At 75.9% G+C, this 15,537-nt stretch carries 16 protein-coding genes; 7 read left to right on the forward strand and 9 right to left on the reverse strand.

Features of this window, described 5'->3' with window-relative positions; genetic code table 11:
- Positions 1 to 16: 16 nt before the first annotated feature.
- Complete coding sequence (locus ACN20G_RS27555; RefSeq protein WP_424215904.1) at positions 17 to 1,462, reverse strand: UDP-N-acetylmuramoyl-tripeptide--D-alanyl-D-alanine ligase; 1,446 nt, start codon at positions 1,460 to 1,462, stop codon at positions 17 to 19.
- 194 nt (positions 1,463 to 1,656) lie between these two features.
- Here ACN20G_RS27555 and alr point away from each other — a divergent pair, with 194 nt between their 5' ends.
- From alr to ACN20G_RS27575, 4 genes are read left to right on the forward strand one after another with little or no spacing between them, the layout of a single operon-like run.
- Positions 1,657 to 2,820, forward strand: a complete 1,164-nt coding sequence (alr, locus tag ACN20G_RS27560; RefSeq protein WP_424215905.1) for an alanine racemase — start codon at positions 1,657 to 1,659, stop codon at positions 2,818 to 2,820.
- Positions 2,817 to 3,821 carry a D-alanine--D-alanine ligase family protein gene (locus ACN20G_RS27565; protein WP_424215906.1) on the forward strand — a complete coding sequence of 335 codons (1,005 nt, stop codon included), beginning with the start codon at positions 2,817 to 2,819 and terminating at the stop codon, positions 3,819 to 3,821. The genes alr and ACN20G_RS27565 overlap by 4 nt, the downstream gene beginning before the upstream one ends.
- Positions 3,818 to 4,948 carry an acyltransferase family protein gene (locus tag ACN20G_RS27570; protein ID WP_424215907.1) on the forward strand — a complete coding sequence of 377 codons (1,131 nt, stop codon included), beginning with the start codon at positions 3,818 to 3,820 and terminating at the stop codon, positions 4,946 to 4,948. Before ACN20G_RS27565 ends, ACN20G_RS27570 begins: the two co-directional genes overlap by 4 nt.
- Positions 4,924 to 5,376, forward strand: a complete 453-nt coding sequence (locus ACN20G_RS27575; RefSeq protein ID WP_424215908.1) for a universal stress protein — start codon at positions 4,924 to 4,926, stop codon at positions 5,374 to 5,376. The genes ACN20G_RS27570 and ACN20G_RS27575 overlap by 25 nt, the downstream gene beginning before the upstream one ends.
- Before the next feature lie 4 nt (positions 5,377 to 5,380).
- Here the strand turns inward: ACN20G_RS27575 and ACN20G_RS27580 are convergent, their stop codons facing one another.
- Entirely contained in the window at positions 5,381 to 6,178 is a 798-nt protein-coding gene (locus ACN20G_RS27580) for a C1 family peptidase (RefSeq protein ID WP_424215909.1), read from the reverse strand.
- Positions 6,179 to 6,465: 287 nt separating this feature from the next.
- Here ACN20G_RS27580 and ACN20G_RS27585 point away from each other — a divergent pair, with 287 nt between their 5' ends.
- Positions 6,466 to 7,932, forward strand: a complete 1,467-nt coding sequence (locus ACN20G_RS27585) for a hypothetical protein (RefSeq protein ID WP_424215910.1) — start codon at positions 6,466 to 6,468, stop codon at positions 7,930 to 7,932.
- 36 nt (positions 7,933 to 7,968) lie between these two features.
- On the opposite strand, the gene ACN20G_RS27590 is transcribed toward ACN20G_RS27585, so the two are convergent.
- The gene (locus ACN20G_RS27590; protein ID WP_424215911.1) at positions 7,969 to 8,739 is read right to left on the reverse strand and encodes a hypothetical protein; all 771 of its coding nucleotides are present in this window, start codon (positions 8,737 to 8,739) and stop codon (positions 7,969 to 7,971) included.
- A 265-nt stretch (positions 8,740 to 9,004) separates the two neighbouring features.
- On the opposite strand from ACN20G_RS27590, the gene ACN20G_RS27595 reads away from it, so the two are divergent.
- On the forward strand, positions 9,005 to 10,027 hold the full coding sequence (locus ACN20G_RS27595; protein ID WP_424215912.1) for a hypothetical protein: 1,023 nt from the start codon (positions 9,005 to 9,007) through the stop codon (positions 10,025 to 10,027).
- 39 nt (positions 10,028 to 10,066) lie between these two features.
- Here the strand turns inward: ACN20G_RS27595 and ACN20G_RS27600 are convergent, their stop codons facing one another.
- From ACN20G_RS27600 to ACN20G_RS27625, 6 genes are all read right to left on the reverse strand, one after another.
- On the reverse strand, positions 10,067 to 10,426 hold the full coding sequence (locus ACN20G_RS27600; RefSeq protein ID WP_424215913.1) for an STAS domain-containing protein: 360 nt from the start codon (positions 10,424 to 10,426) through the stop codon (positions 10,067 to 10,069).
- A gap of 175 nt (positions 10,427 to 10,601) precedes the next feature.
- Positions 10,602 to 11,033, reverse strand: a complete 432-nt coding sequence (locus ACN20G_RS27605; RefSeq protein WP_424215914.1) for a hypothetical protein — start codon at positions 11,031 to 11,033, stop codon at positions 10,602 to 10,604.
- 89 nt (positions 11,034 to 11,122) lie between these two features.
- Complete coding sequence (locus ACN20G_RS27610) at positions 11,123 to 11,701, reverse strand: TetR-like C-terminal domain-containing protein (RefSeq protein WP_424215915.1); 579 nt, start codon at positions 11,699 to 11,701, stop codon at positions 11,123 to 11,125.
- A 49-nt stretch (positions 11,702 to 11,750) separates the two neighbouring features.
- Positions 11,751 to 13,142 carry a diacylglycerol/lipid kinase family protein gene (locus ACN20G_RS27615; protein WP_424215916.1) on the reverse strand — a complete coding sequence of 464 codons (1,392 nt, stop codon included), beginning with the start codon at positions 13,140 to 13,142 and terminating at the stop codon, positions 11,751 to 11,753.
- 147 nt (positions 13,143 to 13,289) lie between these two features.
- Positions 13,290 to 13,772: a DedA family protein gene (locus tag ACN20G_RS27620; RefSeq protein ID WP_424215917.1), complete on the reverse strand. Its 483-nt coding sequence runs from the start codon at positions 13,770 to 13,772 to the stop codon at positions 13,290 to 13,292.
- 216 nt (positions 13,773 to 13,988) lie between these two features.
- Complete coding sequence (locus ACN20G_RS27625) at positions 13,989 to 14,411, reverse strand: GNAT family N-acetyltransferase (RefSeq protein ID WP_424215918.1); 423 nt, start codon at positions 14,409 to 14,411, stop codon at positions 13,989 to 13,991.
- A gap of 182 nt (positions 14,412 to 14,593) precedes the next feature.
- On the opposite strand from ACN20G_RS27625, the gene bla reads away from it, so the two are divergent.
- Positions 14,594 to 15,535 (forward strand): class A beta-lactamase, encoded by a 942-nt coding sequence (gene bla, locus ACN20G_RS27630; RefSeq protein WP_424215919.1) that lies wholly within the window; start codon positions 14,594 to 14,596, stop codon positions 15,533 to 15,535.
- Positions 15,536 to 15,537: the final 2 nt, after the last annotated feature.

Below are 15,537 nucleotides of genomic sequence, written 5' to 3' on the forward strand. Positions count from 1 at the left end.
ACGGGGATCATACGATTCAACCCGTTTTCGCCCGTTCCGGGACCTGTGGTGTCCGCTGTCGCGCGGTGAGCGCGCGGGCCACGTCCTCGACCCCGGTCGCGCGGGAGCCCTTCACGAGCAGCACGTCCTCGGGGCCCGGTGTGCCGAGGAGCGCGAGGGCGGCCCGGGCGGTGGGCACGTGCACGGCCTCGGTGCCGGACCGGGCGGCCCCGGCCGCGAGGTGGGCGGCGTCGGCGTCCCCGACCGTGATCAGCAGCCCGACCCCGGACGCGGCGGCGGCCTCCCCGACCTCCCGGTGCAGTGCGGCGGAGTCCGCGCCCAGTTCCCGCATCTCCCCCAGGACGGCGATCGCGCGTCCCCCGGGCCGGGTCCCGGCGACGGCGGCCAGGGTGCCCAGGGCGGCGCGGACGGCGTCCGGGTTGGCGTTGAACGCGTCGTTGAGGACCAGGGCCCCGTCCGGGAGCCGTTCCACCTGCATCCGGCTGGGGGTGCGCCGCACGGCCTCGGACAGGGCCCGGGCGATCCCGGGCAGTGGCAGGCCCAGCGCGAGGGCGGCCCCGGCCGCCGCCGCCGCGTTGTCCACCTGGTGGGCGCCGCTGAGGGTCAGGCGCACCGGTTCGCGGCGGCCCGCGTGGGTGAGGACGAAGGCGGGCCGGGCCAGGGCGTCGAGCCGGACCTCGGTGACCCGCAGGTCGGCGTCGTGGGCGTGGACGCCGAAGGTGAGGACGCGCGCGCCGGCGGCGCGGCGCATGTCGGCGTGGGCGGGATCGTCGGCGTTGAGGATCGCGACCCCGTCGGCGGGCAGCGCCGTGACGAGCTCGGCCTTGGCCCGCCGGATCGCCTCGCGCCCGCCGAACGGGCCGAGGTGGGCGGTGCCGGTGTTGGTGACCACGCCGATCCGGGGCCGGGCGATGCCGGCGAGGTGGGCGATCTCGCCCGGGGCCCGCGCGCCCATCTCCAGGACCAGGGCGCGGGTGTCGGCGTCCGCCGCGAGCAGGGTCAGCGGCAGGCCGATCTCGTTGTTGAAGGAGAGCCGGTTGGCGACGGTCGGGCCGTGCGCGGCGAGGATCTGCGCGAGGAGGTCCTTGGTGGTGGTCTTGCCGGCGGAGCCGGTGACGCCGACGACGGCGCACCCCGTCAACCGGCGCCGCTGCTCGCGGGCCAGGTGCCCGAGCGCGGCGCGGGTGTCGGGGACCAGCACGAGGGGCACACCGGGCGGCGGCACGGGGCGTTCGGCGAGGACGGCGACGGCGCCGCGCGCGACGGCGTCGGCCACGTGCTCGTGGCCGTCGGAGCGGGTGCCCGGCAGGGCCGCGAACAGGGCTCCGGGCACCGCCTCCCGCGAGTCGACGACCACGGGACCGCGCACCGCCCGCTCGACGGACAGCGGGTCGGACGGGTGCCCGTCGACGAGGCGACCCGACACTGTGGCCGCGATCTCGGCCGGGGACATGGGCAACACGGGCGTTCCTCTTCCTGACGGTGTGCGGCGAATGACCGGGGAATCCTTCCGAGGATCCGTCGCCGGCCCCTCGGCCCCGTCTCCGTCGTGTATCCGCGAGCCTTCGATCGGGCATCGGGATCGATGCCTTCCCGCGTCCCGGCCGTGCGGGAACCGCGGCCCTCCGGTGTCCCGGGCCCCGGAGGGTTGGGGCCATGACCGAAGAACGCGCCCGTCCCGTCGTGACCGTCCACCTCGACGCCGTGGCGGAGAACACCCGCCGGCTCGCGGACCGCACCGGCGCGGCGCTGATGGCCGTGGTCAAGGCCGACGGCTTCGGGCACGGGGCGGCGGCCGTCGCCCGGACCGCCCTGGCGCACGGCGCCGAGCGGCTCGGGGTGGCCGGCGTGGACGAGGCCCTCGCGCTGCGCGCGGAGGGACTCACCACACCGGTGCTGAGCTGGTTGAACCCCCCGCACGCGGAGCTGTCGGCCGCCGTCGCCGCCGGCGTGGAGCTCGCGGTGCCCGGCGAGGAGCACCTGCGGGCCGCGGCCCGCGCCGCCCCCCTCGGCGCGGCCCCGGCCCGGATCCACCTGCACGCCGACGTGGGCATGGCCCGCGACGGCGCCCCGCCCGCCGACTGGGACCGCCTGTGCGCGCGGGCCGCCGCCCTACAGGAACGGGGACGGGTGCGCGTGGTGGGGGTGATGGGGCACCTGGGCTGCGCGGACCTGCCCGGCGACCCGCACACGGCGGCCTCCCGCCGGCGGTTCTCCGAGGCCGTGGCCGCCGCCCGGGCCCACGGGCTGCGTCCCGCGCACCGGCACCTGGCCGCGACCGCCGGCCTGCTCACCGAACCGGCCGCTCACCACGACCTCGTCCGCGTAGGCGCCGGACTGTACGGCGTGGACCCCACCGGGCGGGCCGGACTGCGCTGGGCGATGACGGTGACCGCGCCCGTGGTGTCCGTGCGGGACGTGCCCGCCGGCACGCCCGTGGGCTACGGGCACACCTTCACCACCTCCCGCCCCACCCGTCTCGCCCTGCTGCCGCTGGGCTACGCCGACGGCCTGCCCCGGATCACGTCCGGCCGGGCCCGGGTCCTGCTGCGGGGCCGCCGCCGGCCGGTGGTCGGCCTCGTCTCGATGGACCAGATCGTCGTGGACGTGGACGGCGACGAGGTCCGGCCGGGGGACGTCGCCACCCTCCTCGGCCCCGGCGACGCGGGCGAGCCCACCCCCGCCGACTGGGCCGACTGGGCCGGGACCCTCCCGCACGAGATCCTCGCCGGCATCGGCTCCGGCCCCCGCGTGACCCGCCGCCACCGGCTGCTCCCCTTCCGCACCCGTACCCGTACCCCTTTGGAGATCCCCGCATGAACCCCGGCACGACCGCCCCCGCCCCCGTCTCCGCCCCCGTCCGGGTCGCCGTGATCGGCGGCGGGCGCAACTGCGAGCACGAGGTGGGTCTGGCCACGGCCGCGTCCGTGTGCGCCGCCCTGCCCGCCGACCGGTACACCGCCGTCCCCCTGACCGTGGACCGGGACGGCACCTGGCTCGATCCCGACGGCCGCCCCTTCGCGGACGGCCCCGTGGGCGCGCTGCGCCTGCTGACCTCGTGCGAGGTGGTCTTCCCCGCCGTGCACGGTCCGCACGGCGAGGACGGGGCGCTGGCCGGCTGGTGCGAGCTGGCCGGGCTTCCGCACGTGGGCTCGGGGGTGCGGGCCGGGGCCCTGGCCATGGACAAGCACGCCACGAAGCTGATCGCCCGGGACCTCGGCATCGCGACCGCGCGCGGCGTGCTCGTCACGGAGCCGCCCGCGCCGGGGGCGCCGTGCCCGCTGCCGCTGCCGGTGGTGGTCAAGCCGATCGCGGCCGGATCCAGCCACGGCGTGCGCCGCGTGGACCGGGCGGAGGAGTACGCGCCGGCCGTGGCCGCCGCCCTCGCGCTGGACGGGCGGGTGCTGGTGGAGGAGTTCGTGACCGGGCGCGAGATCGACGTGGCCGTGCTGCGCCGGGCCGACGGCACCTTGCGCACGGGCCCGGCGCTGGAGATCGTCACCGCCCCCGGCGCCCTCTTCGACACCGAGGACAAGTACGGCGGCGGCGCCGACTTCCGCCTCCCGGCCGAGCTTCCCGGGCCGCAGGAGGCGGCGCTCGGGGCCGCCGCCCGCGCCCTGTTCGAGGCCCTGGGGTGCGCGGGCGTGGCCCGCGTCGACTTCTTCCTCACCCCGGAGGGCCGACCGGTCCTCAACGAGGTGAACACGATGCCGGGGATGACGGCGAACTCGCAGGTGCCGAAGATGTTCGCGGTGGCCGGGCTGCCCTATCCGGAGCTGTTGGCCGAACTCGTCGAGGCGGGCCGACGGGCCGGCCGGTGAGGCGTCTGGTCCGGTGGGACGCGCTGCGCGGGCTGGCCGTCCTGCTGGTGATGGCCCGTCACGCCGCGCCCGACGCGATGCCGGGCGCCGGCGTGGTGGGGGTGGTGGTGTTCTTCGCCCTCAGCGGGCACCTCATCACCACCCTGCTGTTGCGCGAGCTGGACGCCGAGGGCGGGATCCGGTTCGGCGCCTTCCACCTCAAGCGCGCGACCCGGCTGCTGCCCGCGCTGGTCGTGATGATGGCCGGGTTCGTCCTCGTGACCCTGCTGTGGGATCCGGCGGCCGGTCGCGGGAACCTGCCCCGGGCCCTGCTCGTGGCCTTCACGTACACGGCCGACCTGCCCGTCGCGCACGGCAGCGACGCGATCTTCCACCTGTGGACCCTCGCCCTGGAGATGCAGTTCTACCTGCTGTGGCCCCCGCTGCTGCTGTGGGCCCACCGGCGCGGGCGCACCCGGCCGCTGGTCGCCGGCTCCCTCGTCGCCCTGACCCTCGTCGGGGTGGGCGTCGCCCTGTACCTGGGCCACGACTTCGACCGGGCCTACCCCTGGCCCACCTCCTGGGGCGGCGCGATGCTGATCGGCGCGGCGTACGCGGTCCTGCGGCACGAGCGCGAGAACGCGGGGCCCTCCGTCCGGCGGCGGCACGCGGGCGGACCCTTCCCCGGGTCCTTCCCCGGGCTCTCCCGCGCGGTGGCCCCGGGGGCGGTCCTGCTGCTGCTCGCGGCCTCGCTGGTGCCCTGGCGCTCGTACGCGGGCACCTACCCGTGGGCGGGCCTGGGCCTGGCCGCGCTGACCGTCGTCCTGATGGACCGGTGGGCCCGCGAGGAGCGCCCCACCGGCCGCGTGCTCACGACCCTGGCGCGGGTCGGCACCGTCTCGTACGCCGCGTACCTGTGGAACTACCCGTTGACGCTGTGGCTGCGGCCCTGGCATCCGGTCGCCGGCCCCGTCCTCGCGATCGCGCTGACCCTGGTGCTCGCGGCGCTCAGTTGGCGCCTCGTGGAACGCCCCGCCCTGCGTCGCGCACGGCGCACGCCGGCGTATAACGGGACGGGAGGGGATCAATCCCCTCCCCGAACGCAGTCGGAAGGAACGCCATCGTGGTCGAGCGCGCCGAATCCCTGATCGTCGTGGGCGTGGACGGTTCCCAGCACTCCAAGGCGGCCCTGCGCTGGGCGGTGGCCCAGGCCCGGTTGACCGGGTCCCGGGTGCACGCGGTGATGAGCTGGGAGTGGAACACCAATCCGTTCCAGGTCGGCTCCGCCGCCGGCGCCGGGGAGGAGCCGTTGACCGTGGAGCACGCGGCGCGGGCCCGGCTCGCGCAGAGCGTGACGGAGGCGGTGGGCGAGGTCACCGACGTGACGGTGCGGCAGCGGGTGGTGCAGGGGCCGCCGGCCCGGGTGCTGGTCGAGGCATCGGAGGGGGCGACGACGACCGTGGTCGGCACGCGCGGGTACGGCGGCTTCAAGGGCGCACTGCTCGGCTCGGTGAGCCAACAGGTCGTGCAGTACGCCCCGTGCACCGTGGTGATCGTCCGGGAGGACGGCAAGTAGGGGCTCAGGGACGGGTGAACACCGGCCAGGGGTTCTGCGCGGGCGCGGTGTACGGGGCGGGGTTGAGGATCGGCTCCCGGGCGTCGGTGGCGATGCCGCACTGGTTGCCCTGATTCCGGGACATCCGGACGAAGCCGCTCTCGCCCCAGTTCCGGCCGTAGTCGTTCTTGACGGTCCAGTACTCCTCGCCCGCGAGGGTGGTGCCGTAGCCGACGACGGTCACGTGGTGGCTCTCCTCGGAGGGGGCGGAGGAGCACAGCGGTTCGTCGTACACCCCGCCGCTGTACAGCGCGAAGCTCGCGGCGCTCGCGTCGATCCGGGCGAGGACCGGGCCGCGGGCGACGGCGGCCCGCAGGGCCTCCTCGTCCCCGGAGGACACCGCCCGCCACTCCTTGAACGCGCCGGCGGGGAACGCGGCGCCGAGCGGCGGGCGGGGCTCGGCGCACACGCTCGGGTACACGTCGGCGCCCGCCGCGTCGGTGATGAGCGGGGTGAAGGCCGTCAACAGGTGGTGGCCCCGAGTCACCCAGGCGCCTTCCAGGGCGGCGGCGGTCGCGTACGCCTCGCTCGCGATCTCGTCGCACTGGCCCGAATCGTGGGCCGGGGTGACCGCGAGTCCCAGCCGCCAGTCCACGGCGTCGAGCAGACCGTCCGGGGCGGGCGCGGCCTCCCCGGCGACCGGCGCCGGTTCGAGGGCGACGGCGCCGCCGGCGGCGGTGAGGCACAGGACGGCGGCCAGCGCGGGCGCGAGCACCGCGCCCGCGAGGGCACGGGGGGAAGGGCGGAACGAACGGCGGGACACGCGGCCTCCAGGAGGTGTACGACGACGGGCACAGTGTGGCGGGACCCGCGGGCCTGTGGTGGATCTTCGGGAACTCCGGCCGAAAGATCACCTCCACGGGGCGGTGCCGGGCGCCGGCCGGCCCGTTTCGATCATGGGAATGGCCCGGAGTGTGATGGTGCCGGTCCTCCCCGTGCCCCAGGATCAGGGGGTATCCGCCGGACCGGCACCCGGGTCGATGCCCGGTTCCGACGGGTCGTCCCCATGCCGTCGTACCGGCGTCGTTCACGGCAGAGGGGCACATGGGGATGGAACGCGAACCGGTCGGCGGCAGGAAGCGGAGCGCGTGGGGCGCGGGCGTGGTCGGGGTGGTGCTGGCCGTGACGGGGCTGACCGCGCCCCCGGCCTGGGCCGATCCCTCGGCGACCCTGCCCGCGCAGTGCTCGTCGACGGTCGCGGCCGGGCGCACGACGATCACCTGCTCGTCCCTCGCCGAGGGGCAGACGCTGACGGCGGACGACAGCGGGGTCCGGATCGTGCTCGACGGCCCGAACGACGGGATCATCGAGGGTGGCGCGGGCGATGACGAGATCCTCGTGACCGGCGTCGGGGTGACCACCAAGAGCGGGGTGGGCGTGCCCGCGAACGGCGTGGACGGCGAGATCCGCGGCGGGGGCGGCAACGACACCGTCACCGTGCAGGGCGGTCACGCCTTGGCCGAGGAGAGCGTGGGCGGGGTCGCGAACAGCGGCTACATCGACGCGGAGACCGTGCGGGTCACCGGCGGGCACGCCGTGGGGGGCCGCGGCAGCGGCGGCGCGGGCAACGACGGGCACATCGAGGCGGTCAACGCCGTGCTGCGCGGCGGGGACAGCGCCTCCAGGTTCGGCGGTCCGGGGGCGCCCGGCAACATCCGGCTGCCGGCCTCCGGGGCCTCCTCCACCTCGGGCGTCGTCAACGCGGATTCGGTGGACTCCCGGGGCGGGGTGGGCGGCGACGCCTTCGTCGGCCGGGAGGGCGGGGCCGGCAACAGCGGCCGGATCCGCGCGAAGACGGTCACATTGACCGGCGGTCGGGGCGGCCGGCCCATCGAGGACGCCCGCTACGGGGGTGACGGCGGCGCGGCGAACACCGGCACGGTCGTCGCGCTCGAGGAGGCCGTGCTGACCGGGGGCGACGGGCGCTCCGGATCGGACGTCGGCAAGCCCCAGAGCCACGGGGGCGGCACGGGCGGCGCCGGCAACACCGGCAGCCTCAGCGGCGGCACGATGACGGTGACCGGCGGCCGGGCCGGGGACTCCTTCCGGGGCGGGGCCACGGGCGGGACCGGCAACACCGACGAAGGCCGGATATCCGTCGACCGCCCCGCGCGGTGGGTGCGGGTGACCGGGGGCGACGGGGGCGACGCCACCGTGTCGACGGCCGGCGGCCACGGCGGCGCCGCCAACGCGGGCGAGATCGCCTCCATCCTCACCACTCCCCTGTCCACGGTCCTGACCGGCGGGAACGGCGGCCGCAACGGCGCCGGCGCCGCGCTCGTCGCCCCGGCCCCCGGCGGGATCGGCAACCGGTCCGGCGCCCGGTTCACCGGCGGCCCCGGCGACGACTCCCTCACCGTCAACCGGGGCCGCGGCGGGGTCCCGCTGCTGGGCGTCAGCGTCGGGTCCGTCGACGGCGGGGGCGGCGTCAACACCTGCGTCTTCAACGGTGCCGACGCCGTCCTCGACGTGAACCTCGGGCCGGTCGTGAACTGCGCCGTCGTCCGCAACCCCTGACCGGACGGCCCGTCCGGCCGCCCGTCCGGCGGCCCGTCAGGAGCCGGCCGGGACCAGGCGGTAGCTGTGGAAGACCGTGCCCTCCTTCTCGGGCTTGAGGAAGCCCTTCTTCGGCTGCCGGGTCTCGCCCCGGCCCGCACAGTCGGGTTCGGGGTACCCGGTGACGGCCGATTCGGTGAGGTTGGCGAGGGCCTTGGTGCCGCCGCCCTCGACGGCCACGCAGGTTCCGGGGGTGACGTCCCGGTCCACGTGCGCCTCGCCATCGGTGGCACCGCGATAGCGGACGGTGTCCTTCCAGGTGTCCTGCGGGCCCTGTTCGGCGGGCGGCGCCGGGGGCGCGGGGGCGGGGGCGGCGGCCGACGGGGTGTCCGGCCAGCCGTCCTTCACGTCCTTGGACTCCACCCACCACGTGCCGCCCGTGGAGTCGGCCACCTCGACGAAGGTCATCTCCTTCTTGGCCGGGTTGAGCATCCCGGCCTCCTTGAACTCGCCCTCGTACTGCACCGTGAAGTACCCGGTGTAGGACTGGCCGGCCGTGACGCAGTACGAACCCTGCAACGCGCCCCGGCGGTCGAAGTTGTACAGCTGCTTGCGGCCGAAGTCGCGGCTGCCCTGATAGGTGCGGGTGTACCAGACGGACCCCGACCACACCACGGCCCGGGTGGCGCGGGGCCCGGGGAGCTTGCCCGCCCAGTCCGCGCAGTACCCGCTCGCCGCCGAGGCCGGCGCCGTCAGCGCCGGCACCGACGCCCCCAGGGTTCCGACCAGTACCGCCGCCAAGGCGGCGGCCCGCCACACGTTCCTCACGTTCGCCTCCGGATCGTCTGCCACTCGTCCCGCCGCCCGCGTCGGGCGACGGCGCGGTGATCAACGAGGACCGGAGCACCTCGATGCCGGGCCTTCCGGCCATTCACGTCCGGCCGGTCACCTCCGCCCGCTCGCGCCCGGTGCCACCGCGCCCCCGTGCGCCCTCCCCCGCGCCGGCGGGTTTTTCGGACATGCTTGATCCCTTTCGAGCCGTTCACCCTCCGTGCACGACCGTGAGCACTCAGCGACCACCAAGGTGGGGGGCATGATCACTCCCAAGGAACTGACCCACCCCGCCGTGCGCGCCTTCGTCACGGCCCTCGTCGAGCAGAACGCCGACGCCTTCCACGAGACCGTCGCCAAGGGCTTCACCTTCTCCTCCGAGGAGGAGACGGACGGCGCCGACGTCTTCCTGTCCACCCGCAGCACCGTCCTCCTCCACGACCAGAGCGCGGACGGCCTGACCCTCACCGGTCTCGCCGTGCGCCGCGACGAGGGGGTCCCCGTGCGCTGGGTGTTCACCCCGGTCGGCGGGAAGGTCGGCGTCCTCGACGTGGACTCGAACGTGACCCTGCCCAACTCCTTCTGGGGCGAGGCCCTTCCCCTGCTGGAGAAGGCGCTGCGGCAGGCGGAGGAGCCGGACGCCGAGGAGTTCGACACCCCGGAGGGGCCGAGCGGCGAGAAGCACCCGCGCGGCACCCTGCGGCGCCGCGAGATGTGGAGCACCCAGTACGTGCACGAGTGGACCGCCGGCGCGCTCGGCGGCATCGACTGGATCAACACCGGGCGGAAGGCCGGGGACGCCGTCCACGCCTCCTTCCGCAGCCCCGCCTCGGGCCGCCACGACGACCGGGGCCACACGGGCGGCGTCAGCAGCGTCTCCTCCGACCTCACGGTCGAACTGCGCTGGGACGGCGACGGCTACCAGAAGGCCGCCGTCTCCTTCGCCGCCAAGCCCTACATGTGGGAATCGGTCTGCTGGCTCGGGGAGAACGTCGACCTCGTCGACAAGTACATTCCCGTCATCCGCGGCACCCTGACGCTGACCGGCCCCGACGGCACCGTCATCGCCACCGAGGCCCTCACCGCCAAGGGCGTGAAGCCGCCCTACGAGCTGTCCTTCACCCGCGAGTTCGCCCTGAAGGACCGGCCCGTCGGCACCTACACGCTCGCCTTCACCGACGCCGTGAAGACCGGCGGCCGCCGGACCACCGACGGCGCGAACCACACCGGCAAGGACGAGGTCCGACTCCGCGCCCACGTCCTCACCTTCACCGTCGGCGGCTGACCGACCCCGAGGAGGTGACGGCCCGGGTGGGCGGGACGCTCACTCGGGCGGGCCGGGAGTGACGGTGAACAGGGACCGGGTGCCGGTGGTGTCGAGGATCCGCTCGACCTGACCGCGCGGGCCGGCGAGGGAGAACTCCCGTCCGGTCTCGGCGGCGCGGCCCCGGGCGTGCAACAGGACGCCCAGGCCCGCCGAATCGCAGAAGACCACCCGCCGCAGGTCCACCACCACCCCCCGGCGGGCGTCCGGGTCCGCGAACTCCTCGTCGAGCGCGCGGCGCAGCCCGCCGCAGGTGTCGAAGTCGAGATCACCTTGGGGCCGGGCCACCACCACCCCGCCCACCATCGCGGTCTCCACCGTGCCGGGCGATTCGCCCGGCGGGACACCGGCACCGGTCACGCTCGTTCACCTCCGCCGTCAGGCCGAGAATCACAGCGCCCGCGCACAGCCCCGAAACCCGCGGCTCCCGTCCGCGAGTCACCCCGCGGTGAACCCTCACCCGGCGGCTGCCCGCCCGGACCGCCCCCAAACGGCCGGGGGCCGAACGGTTCGGGGCAAGTGGTCGGGGGCGGGCTCAGCGGTGGGCCGTGCGGTGGCCGAACCACCGACCCCGGCGACGGGTCCCCACCGGCGCCCGCCCGCCGGCGTCGACGCCCGCGCCCGCGCCCATGCCGCGGCCGGCCTGGGCCTCGTCGCGTTGGGCGATCAGGTCCTCGCGTTCGCGGTCGACGACGGCGGCCTCGCGCCGGGACACGCGGTACCCGCGTCGGGCCCGCGTGCTGCGCCGCAGTCCGATCGCCACGAGGGCCAGCCCCAGCAGGGCCGCGCCGCCCACGATGATCCCGAGCAGGAACAGGCTGCCGGTGGATCCGATGACGTGGTAGCCGAGGACGGAGAAATCGCCGCCCGTGCCGAGGCCGTGCCCCGTGCCCAGATTGGCGAACACCCCGGCCAGTCCGACGACGGCGGCCGCCGCCAGGACGATGAGTCCGAAGAGGAGGATCATGACGTGACTCCTTCGGTCCGCGCCCGGCACCACCGCCGAACACGCGCGGCGCCTACCCACCCTCACCCCGGACACTCGGGGCGGCGGGGTCACGGGCTCGGGGGCCAGTGCTCCAGCAGGACGTGCAGGGCGTCGAGGGAGCGGGTCCAGGAGTCCTTCGGGGGCCGCGCGTGCGCGAAACCGCCCGTCGCCTCCAGGGCGACGAACCCGTGGAAGGTGCTGCGCAGCAGTCGCACGGCGTCGGTGAGGTCGGGTTCGGCCAGTCCGTAGGCGCGCAGCATGCCGTAGGTCAGCTCCACGGCCCGGCGGGGGCCGGGCGCGTCCGCGAGGAGTTCGGGGTCGATCCGGATCGCGGCCTGGGTCGCCGCGTAGCGGCCCGGGTGCGCGTGGGCGTAGTCGCGCCAGGCGTCGGCGTACGCGACCAGGGCGTCCTTGCCGGAACGCCCGGCGGTCGCCTCGGCGAGGAGCAGGGACTTCTCGTCGGCGGCCAACAGCGCGACGCGGCCCCGCAGGTCCTCCAGGTTGCGCACGTGCGCGTACAGGCTGGCGTCCTTCACGCCGAGGCCGCGCGCGACCCGCGCCATCGTCACCCCGTCGAGCCCCGCCTCGTCGGCGAGTTCGGCTGCGGCGGCCGTCACCCGCGCCGCCGTCAGTCCAGCCCGTGCCATGCGTTCTCCCTGTCCCGCCGTCCCCGTGTCGCGCCCCATCCTAGGGCCCCTAGGACGGGCCGGTGGGGGGCGTTTCCGTTCGGCGGGGGTTCCGGGTGAGGGCGAGGGCCAGGACGGCCCGCCATTCCAGGGTGGGCGCCGGCGGCACGGCCCCGGGCCGGGAGCGCGGCACGAGGACCCGCAGGGCCCGCGGGCGCAGCTCGCACACCACGGGGGTCGGCAGCCGCAGCGCCTCCCCGTCCACGGCGACGGGGATCTCGGCGGCGTCCCCGCCGTCGGAGAGGACCTCGACGCGGCGGCCGGCCGTGGCCAGCAGCCCCGGGGACTGGGTGCCCCGGACGGCGAGGTCGGCGGCCTGGGCCGCGGTCTCGACGTGGATGCCGAGGACCCCCAGGGCCCCGGTGTCCAGGCGCGGCCGGCGGCCCGCGCCGGTCAACACGTCGGGGGCGGCGTACGGGTTGTTGCTGACGAGCAGGGCCTGCCGGGGCGGGGCCGCCTCGCCGTCGATCCGGGCCTCGACGCGGCGGCCGTCGGCGCCGGTGAGCAGGTCGGGCAGCAGGTTCAGGGCGGTCTCGGCCTTGGCGTCGCGGTACTCGGGGCGTTGCACCACGTCCGCGTACACGCCGAAGGAGACCGTGTTGACGAAGGGCCGGCCGGACACGAACCCGAGGTCGACGCGGAGTTCCTCGCCGTCCGTCAACGCGTCCAGGCAGCGGGAGGGGTCGGCGCGGTCCAGTCCGAGGTCCATCGCGAAGTGGTTGCGGGTGCCGGCCGAGACCACGAGGAACGGCAGTCCGTGCTCGGCGGCGACGGCCGCCACGAGGGCCTGGGTGCCGTCGCCGCCCGCGACCCCGAGGAGGTCCGCGCCCTCGGCGACCGCGGTCCGCGCGAGCGCCGTCACATCCACCTCCTCGGAGGGGTCGAGGAGCACGACGCGCGCGCCCAGGGCCTCGGCCCGTGCCGCGAGGTCGAAGCGTTCGACCTTCCCGCCGCCCGACTTCGGGTTCATGATCAGCACGGGTCGGCGCACCCTCGGCGCCGGGCGGGTCCGGGGCGGGCGCGAGGGCCGCGAGCGCCGAAGCGCCTCCCGGGCCGCGCCCACCATCGCCGCCCAGCACGCGGCCAGCAGCAACGCCACCGGCCACATGCCGTCGACGATCAGCAGGGTCACGACGGCCACGGGCGCGGCGACCGCCACCGCGACCCCCAGCGCCCGCACCGGCCCCCGGTGCGCCAGGCCCCACCAGACCCCGGCCGCGCAGAGCACCAGCCCGAGGACCACGACGAGGAGCACCAGCAGCCCGCCGCCGTCCCCGGCCGCGACCAGCACCCCCACGAGCACCAGCCCCGCGAGCACCGCGCCCCGCGCGGCGAGCCGCCCGGGCACCGCCCCGGCCGTCCCCCCGGGCCTCGCGCGCCCGCCACCGTCCCCTGCCGCCATCGACGTCCCTCCTCCGCACCGCCGCGCCACGCGACGACCCCCCATCCTCCCCGACCGCGAACACCCCCGTGTCCACCGGGCCGTGGCGGATCACGCGCGGGAAACGGTTCGTGGCCGGCCCGGGGCGAGGTGCCCGGCCGGTGGGGTTCAGGACTCCTTGGTCGCGACCTCGCCGGACGCGCCGGCGGACCGCCGGCGGCGAAGGAGCACCAGGGCGGACACGCCGAGGAGGAGCACCACGACCGCGGAGACCCCGAGGGCCGTCCGCTCGGCGAAGAGCCCGGCCAACATCCGGAGGATGCCGAGCCCGGCCGTGGCGTAGATCAGCGCCCAGGCCGCGCCGCCCAGGAACAGGGCGGGCAGGTAGCGGGAGAGCGGCATCCGCATGCTGCCCGCGAGGAAGTTGACGACCGTCTGGAACCCGACGGTCAGGAAGGACACGGCGACCACGGGCGCGCCCCAACGCTGGATCGCGCGCTCGGCCCGCTGGAACTTCGCCGAGGAGAACCGCTCGGCGAACCGGCTGCGCCGGGCTCCGGCGCCGGCCAGCCAGCCGACGGCGAAGGTGCCGCCGGCGCGCAGGAGGACGATCAGGTACAGGGCGCCCGCCGTGAGCGCGATCTTATCCACGGTGCCCCGTCCCGAACCCCGGGCGGGCGGCCGGGAGCCGCGTCACCCACACGAGTGTGCCGCCCCCACGGGCACCAGCCCGGTCACCGTCTCTCACCTGCGCCCGCCTCTGTCGGTCAGATCCCGGGCACCCGCACGCACCCGGCAAGGCCAGCCTAACCGAACGCCCATACGGGGGTACAGGCCGCGGGGGTGCGCGCGGGAGCCGGGCCCGGGTCAGGGGGTCGGGCGCGGGAGGGGGGTCTTGAGGGTCCAGGCCGATTCGTGGCGGGTGAAGCCGATGCGGGGGTAGTAGTCGACGGCGGCGGGTGCGGCCAGCAGGATCACGTTGGCCTGCGGGGCCGCCGCCTGGGTGGCGGCGAGCAGGTCGCGGCCGACCCCTCGGCGCTGGTGGGAGGCGTCGACGGCGAGGTCGGAGACGTAGGTGGCGTAGGAGCCGTCGGTGAGGGAGCGGGCGATGCCGATGAGCCGGCCCTCCGGGGTGCGGGCCGTGATCACGAGGTTGGCGCCGGCGAGCATCCGCGTGAACCGTTCCGTGTCCTCGACCGGGCGCCGTTCGGCCAGCGTGGAGGCGCGGTAGAGGGCCGCCACCTCGGCGACGTCCAGGCTCGCGCCGACGACCTGCTCACATTCCCACATGACGTGTCCCCACTTCCCTGCATTGCACTAGTGCAATTATCTGTTTGTGCTGGTTGAATGAGCGCAGCATACGACACGCTCCGCCGGGCACTTCGGGGAGGGGGCGGGTTCGGGCACGGTGGAACGGGCACGGTGGTGACCGGACGGACCGGTGACGACGACGGGCGACACGGAGGTGCGGTATGCGCGGGGTACGGGCACGGCGGGTTCTCGCGGGGGTGTGCGGCGTCCTCCTCGTCCTCCCGGTCGCCGCGTGCGGTCGGCAGGGCGCGCACCCGGCCGGTGACCCGCCCGCGTCGGCCTCGCCGCGCCCCGGGACCTCGGCCTCGTCGGCGTCGGCTCCGACGACCGAGCGGTTGCGGGCCCTGGAGCGGACGTACGGGGCGCGGCTGGGGGTGTACGCGCTCGACACGGGTGACGGCCGCGTCGTGGCGCACCGGGAGGGCGAGCGCTTCGCCTACGCCTCCACGTTCAAGGCGTTCGTGGCGGGGGCGGTCCTGCGGCGGCACGGGGTGGCCGCGTTGGAGCGCGTGGTGCGCTACGGCGAGAAGGACCTGTTGCCGAACTCGCCCGTGTCGGAGCGGCACGTGGCGACGGGCATGACGCTGGCGGAGCTGTGCGACGCGGCCGTCCGCCACAGCGACAACACGGCGGCGAACCTGCTGTTGGACGAGGTCGGCGGCCCGAAGGGGCTGGAGGGGGTGCTGCGGTCGGTCGGCGACACCGAGACGGTGATGGAGCGACGGGAGCCGGAGTTGAACCGGTGGGAGCCGGGCCGGGTCGGGGACACCACCACGCCGCGCGCGTTCGCGGGCGCGCTGCGGGCCTTCGTGCTCGGGGACGCGCTGCGCGAGCCGGAGCGGGCGCGGTTGACCACGTGGCTGCGGACGAACCTGACCGGGAACGACGTGATTCGGGCCGGGGTCCCGAAGGGGTGGACGGTCGGGGACAAGACGGGCACGGGCGGCCGGTACGGGATCCGCAACGACATCGCGGTGCTGTGGCCGCCCGGGCGGGCGCCGATCGTGCTGGCCGTGCTGACGGACCGGCCGGGACGGGCCGACGAACCCGACGACCGACTGCTCGCGGACGCGGCGGCCGCGGTGGTGGCCGACCTGTCGTGAGC

Source organism: Streptomyces dryopteridis (assembly GCF_049606955.1).
Lineage (GTDB): Bacteria > Actinomycetota > Actinomycetes > Streptomycetales > Streptomycetaceae > Streptomyces.

Bases quoted from the DNA above. Each gene is read 5' to 3' on its own strand.
- alr (WP_424215905.1), top strand. From the start codon at position 1,657: ATGACCGAAGAACGCGCCCGTCCCGTCGTGACCGTCCACCTCGACGCC.
- ACN20G_RS27565 (WP_424215906.1), top strand. From the start codon at position 2,817: ATGAACCCCGGCACGACCGCCCCCGCCCCCGTCTCCGCCCCCGTCCGG.
- ACN20G_RS27585 (WP_424215910.1), top strand. From the start codon at position 6,466: ATGGAACGCGAACCGGTCGGCGGCAGGAAGCGGAGCGCGTGGGGCGCG.
- ACN20G_RS27595 (WP_424215912.1), top strand. From the start codon at position 9,005: ATGATCACTCCCAAGGAACTGACCCACCCCGCCGTGCGCGCCTTCGTC.
- ACN20G_RS27605 (WP_424215914.1), bottom strand. From the start codon at position 11,033: ATGATCCTCCTCTTCGGACTCATCGTCCTGGCGGCGGCCGCCGTCGTC.
- ACN20G_RS27610 (WP_424215915.1), bottom strand. From the start codon at position 11,701: ATGGCACGGGCTGGACTGACGGCGGCGCGGGTGACGGCCGCCGCAGCC.
- ACN20G_RS27615 (WP_424215916.1), bottom strand. From the start codon at position 13,142: ATGGCGGCAGGGGACGGTGGCGGGCGCGCGAGGCCCGGGGGGACGGCC.
- ACN20G_RS27625 (WP_424215918.1), bottom strand. From the start codon at position 14,411: ATGTGGGAATGTGAGCAGGTCGTCGGCGCGAGCCTGGACGTCGCCGAG.
- bla (WP_424215919.1), top strand. From the start codon at position 14,594: ATGCGCGGGGTACGGGCACGGCGGGTTCTCGCGGGGGTGTGCGGCGTC.